The sequence below is a fragment of the Streptomyces sp. JLBJ103 genome (assembly GCF_058215575.1).
Window position 1 is genome coordinate 7,713,857 of sequence record NZ_CM177089.1, and the last position, 11,687, is coordinate 7,725,543.

Sequence of the window (11,687 nt, forward strand, 5' to 3'; positions counted from 1 at the left end):
CGAAACCGGCTCCTGGAAGGGCCGGTTCTTAAACCTCCGGGTCCGCACGGCCGGACCGGTGGCGCGGGATACGCAGCCGGAAGAGCGCACCGCCGCCGTCGGCCGCCTCCGCGGTGAGCGCGGCGCCATGGGCTCGGGCGATCTGCCGGGCCATGGCGAGCCCCAGCCCCGAACCGGGCAGGGCACGGGCCTGTCGGGAGCGGTAGAAGCGGTCGAAGACATACGGCAGGTCCTCGGCTGCGATACCGGGCCCGTGGTCACGGACGATGAGGTCGATGGCGTGTTCGCCCGAGGTGAGCCGCACCTCCACCTCGGCGCCGGGCGGGCTGAACTTGGCCGCGTTGTCCAGCAGATTGGTCAGCAGCCGGGCCAGCCGCGCGGGCACCCCGTCCACGGTGACCTCGGCAAGCTCCGCGGTGAACGCGGTGTGTGCCCAGTGCGAGCGCGCCTCCGCGACACAGCGCGCGGCCAGCAGATCCAGCCGCACCGGCTCCACCAGCGGCTGCGGTTCCTCGTCCCGCGCCAGCTCGATCAGATCGTTGACCAGGCCGGTCACTTCGCGCAACTGGCCGCCGAGCGCCGACGCGGCCCGGTCCCGCTGGGCGGGCGAGAGCCGGTCGGCACGGGCCAGCAGCTCGGCATTGGTACGCAGTGCGGTCAGCGGGGTGCGCAGCTCGTGGGAGGCGTCGGCCACCAGACGGCGCTGGGCGGCCACCGACTCCTCGAGCTCCCCGAGCATGGTGTTGAAGCTCCCGGCCAGCCGGGTGATCTCGTCCCCGCGCCGCAACTCCTCCGGCGGCAGCTCGATGCGATGGGCCGGGTCGCGGGTGGCGGCGATCCGTTCGGCGGTGGCGGTGAGCCGGGTGACGGGCGCCAGCGCCCGGCGCGAGGCCAGATAGCCGAGCCCGGCGGCGAGCAGCGCGCCCGCCGCGCCGATAGCGGCGAGCAGCCGCGCGGCCTGGCGTTCGCCCTGCTCCACGGTGTCGGAGCGCAGGGCGAGCTGGAGTGCGCGATGACCGCGCAGCGGGGTGGTCAGCGTCCGCATCCGGTGTCCGCGCACGGTGACGTCGCTGTGGTACGCGCCGCGGGAGCCCGCGGCCACCTGCCGGGTGGCGTCGGTGACCGGGACCACCAGGTCCTTGCCCACCGGGTGTCCCGGGGTGCCGGTCTTCTGGGTGACGACCTGCGCGCAGGCGGGCGCGGCGAGCCAGTGGCATTCCCCGTACAGCGTCCCGGTGCCCTCGTCGCGCCGGTCCTGGGCCAGCAGGGTGGCCTGCTGGGTGAGCTGGAGGTCGAGCTGACGCACCAGCTCGTAGCGGATGACCACGTACGCGGCCGTGCACACCCCGACCGTGACCAGCGCCACCGCGACCGAGGTGATCAGCGCCATCCGGGCGCGCAGTGGCAGACGGCCCGTCAGACGGCCCGCCGGACGGCCTCCGGTCCGGTGGGCGGCGCTCATCGCTCGGCCAGTTCGTAGCCGGTGCCGTGCACCGTGTGGACCAGCCGCGGGGCGCCGTCCCCCTCCAGTTTGCGGCGCAGATAACCGATGTACACCGCCAGCGAGTTGGAGTCCGAGGCGAACTCGGTGCCCCACACCAGCTCCTGGATCAGCTCCCGCGGCAGCACCTGGCCCGGATGGCGGAGGAACACCTCCAGCAGCGCGAACTCGGTACGGGTGAACTCCATCCGCCGTCCGCCGCGCACTCCGGTGCGGCTCTCCGGATCGACGGTCAGATCGGCGAAGGACAGCGCCCCGGACACGTTCTCGTCGAGGGGCCCGGCGGGTGCGGCACGGCGCAGCAGCGCCCGCAGCCGGGCCAGCAGCTCGTCCAGCGCGAACGGCTTGACCAGATAGTCGTCGGCACCCGCGTCCAGGCCCGCCACCCGCTCGCTGATCTCGTCCCGGGCGGTGAGCACCAGGACGGGCGTACGGTCGCCGAGCCCGCGCAGTCTGCGGCACACCGCCAGCCCGTCCATCACCGGCATGCCCAGGTCCAGCACGATGGCGTCCGGCGGTTCGGCGGCGACCGCGCTGAGCGCCGCCAGACCGTCCCCGGCCACCCGCACCTCGTACCCCTCCACGGCCAGCCCGTCCACGAGGGCGGCGCGCACCTCCGGATCGTCGTCCACCACCAGCACGGCCGCCGTCCGGGGGTCGGTGGGCTTTCCCCGGCCGGACGGGGAGGACGCGGCAGCGGACATCACAGGGCCTTTCCGATGGGCACAGGTCAGTCCCTACCCTGGCAGAACGCGCTCTTAGAACCCTCTTAGGCCCTGGGCCTCACCGCCATGGGCGACAATCGTCGGGTGCAGATCCTGTCCTTCCCCGAGGCCGAGACCCCGCCCTTGCTCCGCGCCCAGGTGTGGGAGCTCCAGCAGGAGGCGTGGCCCCCGGTGGAACCCGGTGCCGAGGGCGAACCCCGGCCCGTCCACGACCCCGCCCTGCGACCGCTGACGATGCTGCTCGTGGACAGCGGCGACGGTACCTACGACACCCGCGACGGTGGCGAACAGAGCGGTGGCGAACAGAGCGGTGGCGAACAGAGCGGTGGCGCGGAGGGCGGCACGGTGCTGGCCGCCCTGGACATCCTCACCAAGACGATCACCCACGCGGGCCGTTCCTACCGGGCCGGGGGCCTGAGCACCGTGGTGACCCGGCGGGCGGTACGCGGCCGGGGACACGGCGCCCGCCTCGTCGCCGCCGCCCACCGGGCCATGGCCGCCTCCGGTCTTGACCTGGGCGTCTTCACCTGCGACCGGGAGCTGCAAGACTTCTACACGGGCGCGGGATGGCAGCCGCTGCCCGGTACGGTGCTCATCGGAGGCACCCCCGAGACCCCCTTCCCCAGCGACCGGCCCTCCTTCGACAAGGTCACCATGGCGGACTTCTTCTCCGCCGCGGCCCGGCGCCACCGCGCCGACTTCGTGTCCGCCCGCATCGAGCTGTACCCCGGCGAGATCGACCGCCTGTGGTGACCGGCGCGGGAGACTCGGCCCGTTAGTCCAACACTCCCGCGCACTTGTCCATGGGCGCCCGGCCCGCCGCGGTTCCAGGGTGGAGCACTGTTCCCACCAGCGAGGCGGAGGAGCCGGCGCGTTGACTCACACAGAGGAGAGGCGGCCCGAGGAGGGGCGTCCCGGCCGCAGAGCGGTCGTGGTCACCACCACACTGGCCGGAATCGGAACGGCCATCGGCGCGGGCGGCGGCACCGCACACGCCCGTGACACCGCACACGCCCGCGCCGCCGAGCGCACCCTGCGGTCGAAGCGGCTGGAGGTCCGGGTGGACCCCGACTTCCCGCGCATCATCGCCTACACCGACCGCGACAGCGGCGCGGTGCTGTACGGACAGCGGGAGCCGGTGCGGTCGGTGCTCATCGACGGCACCGAACGCACCCCCCGCACCACCGCCGTCACCGGCGGCCCGGACCACATCACCTACACCCTCGCCTTCGGCGCGGACACCTCCGCCCCGGACGCCGAGATCGACATCCGGATCCGGGTCAGCGGATGGCAGGCCGAGTGGCGGGTCACCCGGATCGCGGACACCAAGGCGCTGCGCGTGGGCACCCTGCGCATCCCCGGTCTGGCGTTCCTCAGCGTCCGCGCCGACCAGCCGGGCGCCACCCTGCTGGCCGCCCGGATCGAACTCGACCAGGCCACGAGCGGTGACACCGTCGTCCGCCCCGCGGCCGACACCCCCACCGACAGCGAACCGGTCGGCTGCGCCTACGCCGTTGTCCATACCGACCGGCTGGCCGCCGCCGTCGAGACCAACACGGTGTGGGACAAGCCCTCTTCCGCCCCGGGCACCGCCTGGGAGAACGGACGGCTCCGTCGGCAGACCGTGCGGGAGGACGGCCAGATCACCGTCCGCCTCACCTGCGGTGAGTGGACCCACCGGGCCGCCACCGCCACCGTCGGCGCCACCGAGCCGCTGCCCTGGGCCACCGTGGTCCTCACCCGGGACCGCAACGGTGACGGTGTGGTCGACTGGCAGGACGCCGCCATCGCCTTCCGCGACATCATGGTCAATCCGCTCGGCGCCGATGAGCAGCATCTGCGGGTCGTCCCGCATATCCCGTTCAACTTCGCGAGCCAGGCCACCAACCCCTTCCTCGACACCCTCGACAACGTCAAGCGCATCGCGCTGGCCACTGACGGGCTGCGGCAGTACACCCTGCTCAAGGGCTATCAGTCGGAAGGCCATGACTCCGCCCACCCCGACTACGCGGGCAACTACAACACCCGCGCCGGCGGCCTGGCCGACCTCAACACCCTGCTGCGCGCCGGACGCCGCTGGAACAGCGACTTCGCGGTGCACGTCAACGCCACCGAGTCCTATCCGGTGGCCAACGCCTTCTCCGAGACGCTCGTCGACAAAAACGACAAGCAGTGGGACTGGCTCGACCAGTCCTACCGCATCGACCCCCGGCGCGACCTGGTCTCCGGTGACATCATCCGGCGCTTCCAGGACCTGCGGAACGACACCGACCCGGCCCTCAGCGCCCTCTACATCGATGTGTTCCGCGAGTCCGGCTGGAACTCCGACCGGCTCCAGCGGGCCCTGCGCGACCAGGGCTGGCACATCACCACCGAATGGGGCCACGGCCTGGAGCGTTCCTCACTGTGGTCGCACTGGGCCACCGAGACCGACTACGGTCCGGACTCCTCGCGCGGTATCAACTCCCGGCTCATCCGCTTCATCCGCAACCACCAGAAGGACGTCTTCGCCGACAAGTGGCCCACTCTGCTCGGCATCCCCCGGATGGGCAACTTCGAGGGCTGGACCGGCAAGACCGACTGGACCGCCTTCTACGAGCTCATCTGGACCCACAGCCTCCCGGCCAAATACCTCCAGGCGTACCCCATCCGCACCTGGGGCGACCACGAGATCACCTTCGAGGGGCCCGGCCGCACCGCGGTCACCGACACCGGGGGCATCCGCCGTATCACCACCGACGGACAGCTGGTCTACGACGGCGGCGGCTATCTGCTCCCCTGGGAACCGCGCGAGGCCACCGACCCGACCAAGCTCTACCACTACAACCCGGAGGGCGGCACCACCCGTTGGCGAGTGCCCCGCGGCTGGTCGGGGCAGCGCTCCGTGGTGCTCCACCGACTGACCGACCAGGGGCGCGCCGAGCCCGTCACCCTGCCGGTGCGCGACGGCGGCGTCAGCATCACCGCCGACGCCGGTGTCCCCTATGTGGTGCTGCGCTCCCGCGGCCGTGCTCAGGCGGCACCCGGCTGGGGCGAGGGCACCCCGCTGTACGACCCGGCATTCCACTCCGGCTCGCTGCGCGGATGGCAGACCACCGGTCCGGCGACCGTCGAACGCAGTGAACTGGGCGACTACGAACTGGTCATCGGCGAGGGCGCGGCCGCCACCGTCGGCCAGCGGCTCGGCCGGCTCGCCCCCGGCGGCTATGTCGCCTCCGTACAGGTGGAAGTGGGAGCGAAGGCCGGTGAACGACGGCGGGCAGCGCTGCGGGTGCACACCTCCGACGGTGTCACCGCGGAGAACTGGACCGAGACCTCGACGGCCGCCAACCACATGGCCGCCGACCGCAAGCACGGCACCCGTTTCCAGCGGATGTTCACCTTCTTCACCGTCCCCGACGGCGGCGGACCGGTCACCCTCACCCTGGCGGTGGCCGAGGGCCGGGCCAGGGTCCGCTTCGACCGGCTGCGGGTGGTACGCGCTCAGCGCACCGAGAAGCCCGGCACTCTGGTGTACGAGGACTTCGAGCGGGTGCCGCAGGGCTGGGGCCCGTTCGTCAAGGGCGACGCGGGCGGTGTCACCGACCCCCGCACCCATATCGCCCAGCGGCACGCCCCGTTCACCCAGGCCGGATGGAACGGCAAGGTGATCGACGATGTGCTCGAGGGCGGCCAGTCGCTGAAGTCACGCGGTGAGAACGCCGGGCTGGTCTACCGCACAGTGCCGCATACCACCCGCTTCCGCCCCGGACGGCGTTACCGGGTGAGCCTGACCTACGCCAACGAGGCGGCCGGTCAGTACGCGTGGATCACCGCCGTGGACGAGCCCTCGGCACGGGAGCTGGAGCGCACCCCGCTGCCCGCCGCCACCGGACGGGCCACCCACACCTACACCGTCACCGCGCCCGCGGACGGCGAGATGTGGGTCGGGCTGCGGAAGACCGGTGACAGCGGAACCGCGGAGTTCACCCTCGACTCCTTCACCGTGGAGGAGCTGGACTGAGAAGGGGGAGCGGGGGCGTCAGCGCAGGAACACCTCCCGCTCACCCGCGCCCTCCAGCTCCAGCACCAGCACCGTGTTGTCCCCGGCCCGCAGCAACGGGCCGGGGACGTACAAGGTTCGCTGCGGGCCCACCGACCAGTAGCGGCCCAGACAGTGGCCGTTGACGAGGACAAAACCACGGGTCCAGCCGGGCAGTTCGAGGGTCGCGTCCCCCACGGCGGACACCGTGAACCACCCCCGGTAAAGCCCCTCACCCGGGCCTTCCGGGCCCTCCTCCGCCAAGTCCCGGAACGGCACCCGGGCCACCGCGTCCATGTCCGCCAGCGCGCCGAGCCGCAGTGGCCGCGCCCGTACCCCGTGCAGATACTGGCGCTCGTGGAGCACCCCGCCGGTGATGCCCTTCGGCTCGGCCAGCCGCGGCCCGTAGCCGACCCGGCCCAGCGACTCCACCCACAGCTCCACCGCGGCCGGCCCGGTCACCCCCTCGACCACCGCGTCCGTCTCGTCCAGCACGGCGCGGCGCTCCCCGTCCACCGAGCACACCGCGCGGTCCCGCAGGCCGGTCACCCGCAGCGGATACGGGCCGCGCGGGCCCGGTACGTCGAGGCGGTAGCGGACCACACCCCGGTCCACATCCAGTTCCTCGAAGGTCGGTGGCATCGGCGCCACCACCTCCTCATCGCCCAGCGTCCCCAGCACATCGCTTAGCGGCGCCCACTGCGTCAGGGCGATCCGCACCGCCGCCGGGAGGACGGGAGGCGGTGGCGGCACATCCGGCAGCGGCAGGTCCGCGTACTCCGCCAGCACCTCGCGGAACCGCCAGAACTTCTCCGTGGGCCGGCCTCGTTCGTCCACCGGGGCGTCGTAGTCGTACGAGGTCACCACCGGCCGCAGCGCGCCGAGGTGGTCCTCACCGGCGCGGTTCGCCCCCGCCCAGCCGCCGGTGTTCGTTCCGCCGTGTGCCATGTAGACGTTGACCGACGCGCCGCACTCCAGGATCTCGCGCAGCGCCGCCGCGGCGTCCGCCGCGTCCCGGACCGGACTTTCCGCACCCCAGTGGCCGAACCAGCCGCACCAGAACTCCATGCACATCAGCGGCCCCGAGGGCCGGTGGCGACGCAGCGCGGCGAAGGCGTCCCGCGCCCCGGATCCGAAGTTGACGGTGGCCAGGACGCCCGGCAGAGAACCACCGGTGAGCATATGGTCCTCCGGTCCGTCGGAGGTGAACAGCGGTATGGTGACGCCCAGTTGCCGCAAGCACCGGGCCAGCCGTCGCAGATATCCCCGGTCCGAACCGTAGGAGCCGTACTCGTTCTCCACCTGCACCATGAGCACCGGACCGCCGTGTCCGGACCCGGATCCCGGCGTCACCGGGGCCGTGATCTGGCGTGGCACCACCTCGGCCATCAGCCGCTCGAACCACCTCTCCACCGCCGCCAGATACTCCGCGTCCGAGGTCCGTACCCGGCGGCCCACCGGTCCGGTCAGCCAGTGCGGCAGTCCGCCGTTCTCCCACTCCGCGCAGATGTACGGCCCGGGGCGCACGATCGCCCACAGCCCGGCCTCCCGCACCGTGTCCAGGAACCGCCCGAGCGCTTCCACATCCTCGAACCGGCCCGGTGAGGGTTGGTGCAGATTCCACGGCACATAGGTCTCCACACAGTTCAGCCCCATCGCGCGCAGCATCGCGAGCCGGTGTTCCCAGTGGTCCTCGGCCACCCGGAAGTAGTGCAACGCCCCCGACAGCAGCCGGACCGGCCGCCCGTCCAGCTCGAAATGCTCAGCCCCGACCACGAACTCCGGCACAGCCCGGCCCCGCCTCTCGTGCGTCCGCTCTCGTCCATCCGCTCCGACCGGGTCACCCTTTCCCCCTGGCGGGCGGGCGGTCCATGGACAAAGATCGGCGATTGATTGGACGTAGCTGAGACGCGGCTGTGACGCAGCCGACGGGGTGCGGTGGCGGCACCGGCGCCACCGCACCCCGGACCACACCACCGGCAGGACGGGAGCGCGGATGTATCACACCTGGATGCGGTACTTCACGCCCAGCCCGGTCCATCACCGGCTCGGCCTGGTGTGCCTGGGCGTCGGCCTCCAGCACGGCGCCCTGCCCGTCGTCGGCCCGCGCGTCCTCGGCCACCATGTGGCGGTGGTCATCAGCGCGGGCGGCGGGTGGTTCCGCGGTGCGGACGGCCGGCGCCGTACCGTCACCGCGCCCGCACTGCTCTGGCTCACGCCCGGTGTCACCCATCACTACGCCCCGGACCCGGACACCGGATGGGACGAGGCGTTCGTCGACTTCACCGGACCGGCCACCGCCGCCTACACCGACCTGGGCTATATCGACCCGGACGAGCCGGTGGTCGCGCTCATCGACACCGCCACCGCCCGTACGGCCATCGGCCGGATCGTCCGCGCCGCCCGCCAGGGCAATCCGTTCCTGGAGGTCGAGACCGCCGCCGCCGTCCATGAACTCCTCGTCGCCCTGCGCCGCGTGCGCGCCGACACCGGCGCCGACGGACATCCGGTGCTCCAGGCGCTGGCGCGGGACGCCTTCCAGCCGCTGTCGGTGGCCGAGCACGCCGCCCGGCACGGCATGACACCGGCCGAACTGCGCACCGCGGTACGGCGCGGCGCGGGGTGCAGCCCCAAGGACTACCTGCTCGGGATCCGGCTGGGCCGTGCCAAGGAGCTTCTCGTCGGCACCGAACTGCCAGTGGCCGCCGTCGCCCGCCGTGTCGGCTACGACGACCCCGCCTACTTCAGCAGGCTGTTCGCCCGCCGGGTGGGCACGGCACCGGTCCGCTTCCGTGAGCAGCAGGGCCGTACGGTGCCCGGCGGCTTTACCGACCGGATCCCGGACCCGGATCGCCCGCCGACCATTCCACCCTCCGCGCCGGTGGACGACGGCGGATGACGCGACGTCGGGTCGCGGAGTGGCAGGAAGGGGGCCCGGTGGCACGTTGTCCGAGGTGATCGATAGTGTCGTGGCTCGCACGTGCGGGGGCGTGTGCTGGAGGAGTGCTGTCTTCCTGCTGTTCTGCGCCCGCTCATTGGACGCCGACACCGAGGAGGGGAGCCATGTCGTACCCAGGGCCGCCCGAGTATCCGGGCAACGCCGGGGCCTACGGCCAACAGCCGCAGGGGGCTTGGCCGCAGGGCCAGGGTCAGCCACCGGGCCAGGGCCAGGGCGGGGCCGCGCCACCACCGATGCCATCGCCCATGCCACCGCCACCACCGCCACCACCGTCCCAGGCACCGCCGGGATGGCAGGGCGCACCCCAGCAGCCGGGCCCGATATCCCCTCACCCGGGCCACCCCGGCCACCCGGGTCAGCCGCCCGCCGGTCCGTGGGCGTCGCAGGGAATGCCGCCCGGCGGTATGCCCGTTCCGCCCCAGCACCCGGCCGCGCAGAAGAACGCGGGGCGCACCTGTCTCACCGTCGGCCTCAGCGTCGTCGGTGTGCTGGCGCTGCTCGGCGGTGGCGGGCTGACCGCCCACGCCTTCTCCAACCACAGCCAGACCACCCCCAACCGCACCGCGTACGGCCCCACGATGTGGCGGAACGAACCGGCGGACACGCTGTTCCCGGAGACCCTCGCCGTCCGCGAGAACGCCCAGTCCCAGTCCACCGACCGTACCCGGGCCATGTGGCACCGGATCGGCATCTCCGAACAGACCGGCTGCGACGAGGGGTTGGCGGGCGCCACCGCGGCCGAGGCGAAGAAGCTGGGCTGCAAGGCCGTGCTGCGCGCCACCTATGTCGATCCGACCGGTAACACCGTGGCCACCGCCGGCCTGATCGTCTTCCCCAAGGGCGATGCCGTGAAGACGGCGATGAGCACGTTCTTCGACGCCGAGAAGGAGAAGCGCAACCCATCGCCGGGAGTGAAGGCGTACGCGGTGCCGGGCACCGCCGGCGCCCGGTGGAGCGATCAGCGCAGTAACGGCTCAGCCGGGAGGTCGGTCACCGAACTCAGCATTCCCTACGCCCTCGTGGCCTCCGCGGGTGCGGTCGACGGCCGCAAGGCGGGTCCGCTGCCCGGTCAGTGGGGCGGTTCCAGTATTGACGCGAAGCAGGACCGCGCGCCGTGGCGGGGCGCCGCCGACAGCCTGGCGGGCGCACTCGACCAGCACCTCGGTGCTCTGCTGTTGGAGGAGACCTCATGAGTGTCCGGCGCAACGCCACGGCGGTGACCGCGGCCGCGCTCGGCGCGCTGCTGGCCGTGCTGCCCGCCACGTCCGCGTCCGCCGCCCCCGTCCCCACCCCGGCAAGCTGGGAGTCCCAGGCGCTCGGCCTGCCCGCGGCACAGCGGATCGCCCAGGGCGCGGGCATCAAGGTCGCCGTGCTGGACAGCGGGGTGATGACAAACCATCCGGCGCTCCGCGGCAAGGTGACCACGGGCCCCGACTTCTACCGCGACGGGCTCCAGCCCGGCAATCCGCGCTGGGGACGGCACGGTACGGCGATGGCCTCGGATGTGCTCAAAGTGGCCCCGAAGGCGGACATCCTGTCGGTGCGGGTGATCGACGACAAGCATGAGCACGACTTCGACGAGGGTCCGTCCGGGCCCAGTCCGGTCGGTCAGGGCATCGACTACGCGGTCGACCACGGCGCCGATGTGATCTCGATGTCGCTCGGCGGTGAGATGTGGGGCGACAGTTACGACGACACCGAGGTCAACGCCCTGGCCCGGGCCGCGCAGAAGGGCATTCCGGTGATCGCGTCCGCGGGTAATGAGGGGGACATGTTCAACGAAGCCTCTTTCCCCGCCGGTTATCCGGGAGTGGTCGCCGTCGCCGCGACCCAGAAGGGCGGCACCCGCGCCGAATTCTCCACGGTGCGGACCTACAACGCGGTGGCCGCGCCGGGCGTGGGCATCATGAGCGCGAAGCACACCGGTGGCTATGCACCGGTCGACGGCACCTCACCCGCCGCGGCGTTGACCTCCGGTGTGGTGGCGCTGATGCTCTCCCACAACAACAAGCTGACACCGGCGCAGGTGCGCGCGGTGCTGACCAAGACGGCCACGCATCCGTCCGGCGGGCGCAACGCCCTGGTCGGATACGGCCCGATCAATGCCGCCGCGGCGGTACGGTCCTCGGCGAAGCCGCCCGCCGATGGGACGGTGCCGGTGAAGTACACAGGCAAGAAATTCCTCGCGGAACCGGACGGCACCCCCAAAACGGAGCATCCGCCGATGGAGACCGAAGTGCTCACCATTGGTCTCGGTGCTGCGGGGGCGGGGTTGTTGATGATTGTCGCGGCGGTGTTGATCCGCCGTGCGGGCCGCCGTCGCGCGGCCGCTCTTCCGTAGTCGTCGGAAAAGCGGAAACACCCCGGTCGCCTTGAGGCCGGGGTGTTTCTCTGCGTATATTGGGGATTTGCATGCCCTCATGAATTCCAGGCATGGTTAAGTCCGATGCAGTGATAATACCCGGCGGGAGTCGAATTGTC

At 72.0% G+C, this 11,687-nt stretch carries 8 protein-coding genes; 5 read left to right on the top strand and 3 right to left on the bottom strand.

Annotated features, from left to right (window positions below; all coding sequences use genetic code 11):
* Nucleotides 1-28: 28 nt before the first annotated feature.
* Together AC4BEG_RS33125 and AC4BEG_RS33130 are read right to left on the bottom strand one after the other, a co-directional pair.
* Entirely contained in the window at nucleotides 29-1,462 is a 1,434-nt protein-coding gene (locus AC4BEG_RS33125; protein WP_490703350.1) for a sensor histidine kinase, read from the bottom strand.
* Nucleotides 1,459-2,205 (bottom strand): response regulator transcription factor, encoded by a 747-nt coding sequence (locus AC4BEG_RS33130; RefSeq protein ID WP_490703351.1) that lies wholly within the window; start codon nucleotides 2,203-2,205, stop codon nucleotides 1,459-1,461. Before AC4BEG_RS33130 ends, AC4BEG_RS33125 begins: the two co-directional genes overlap by 4 nt.
* Before the next feature lie 87 nt (nucleotides 2,206-2,292).
* On the opposite strand from AC4BEG_RS33130, the gene AC4BEG_RS33135 reads away from it, so the two are divergent.
* Together AC4BEG_RS33135 and AC4BEG_RS33140 are read left to right on the top strand one after the other, a co-directional pair.
* Complete coding sequence (locus AC4BEG_RS33135) at nucleotides 2,293-2,979, top strand: GNAT family N-acetyltransferase (RefSeq protein ID WP_490703352.1); 687 nt, start codon at nucleotides 2,293-2,295, stop codon at nucleotides 2,977-2,979.
* Between the two features lie 121 nt (nucleotides 2,980-3,100).
* A complete protein-coding gene (locus tag AC4BEG_RS33140) occupies nucleotides 3,101-6,229 on the top strand; it encodes an endo-alpha-N-acetylgalactosaminidase family protein (RefSeq protein WP_490703353.1) in 3,129 nt (1,042 codons plus the stop codon).
* A gap of 18 nt (nucleotides 6,230-6,247) precedes the next feature.
* Here AC4BEG_RS33140 and AC4BEG_RS33145 read toward each other — a convergent pair whose 3' ends face one another.
* On the bottom strand, nucleotides 6,248-8,035 hold the full coding sequence (locus AC4BEG_RS33145) for a glycoside hydrolase family 35 protein (protein WP_490703354.1): 1,788 nt from the start codon (nucleotides 8,033-8,035) through the stop codon (nucleotides 6,248-6,250).
* Nucleotides 8,036-8,243: 208 nt separating this feature from the next.
* Here AC4BEG_RS33145 and AC4BEG_RS33150 point away from each other — a divergent pair, with 208 nt between their 5' ends.
* The 3 genes from AC4BEG_RS33150 (at nucleotide 8,244) to AC4BEG_RS33160 (ending at nucleotide 11,547) form a co-directional block, all read left to right on the top strand.
* Entirely contained in the window at nucleotides 8,244-9,146 is a 903-nt protein-coding gene (locus AC4BEG_RS33150; protein WP_490703355.1) for a helix-turn-helix domain-containing protein, read from the top strand.
* A gap of 464 nt (nucleotides 9,147-9,610) precedes the next feature.
* Nucleotides 9,611-10,399 (top strand): hypothetical protein, encoded by a 789-nt coding sequence (locus tag AC4BEG_RS33155; RefSeq protein ID WP_490703356.1) that lies wholly within the window; start codon nucleotides 9,611-9,613, stop codon nucleotides 10,397-10,399.
* The gene (locus AC4BEG_RS33160) at nucleotides 10,396-11,547 is read left to right on the top strand and encodes a S8 family peptidase (protein ID WP_490703357.1); all 1,152 of its coding nucleotides are present in this window, start codon (nucleotides 10,396-10,398) and stop codon (nucleotides 11,545-11,547) included. The genes AC4BEG_RS33155 and AC4BEG_RS33160 overlap by 4 nt, the downstream gene beginning before the upstream one ends.
* Nucleotides 11,548-11,687 lie beyond the last annotated feature (140 nt).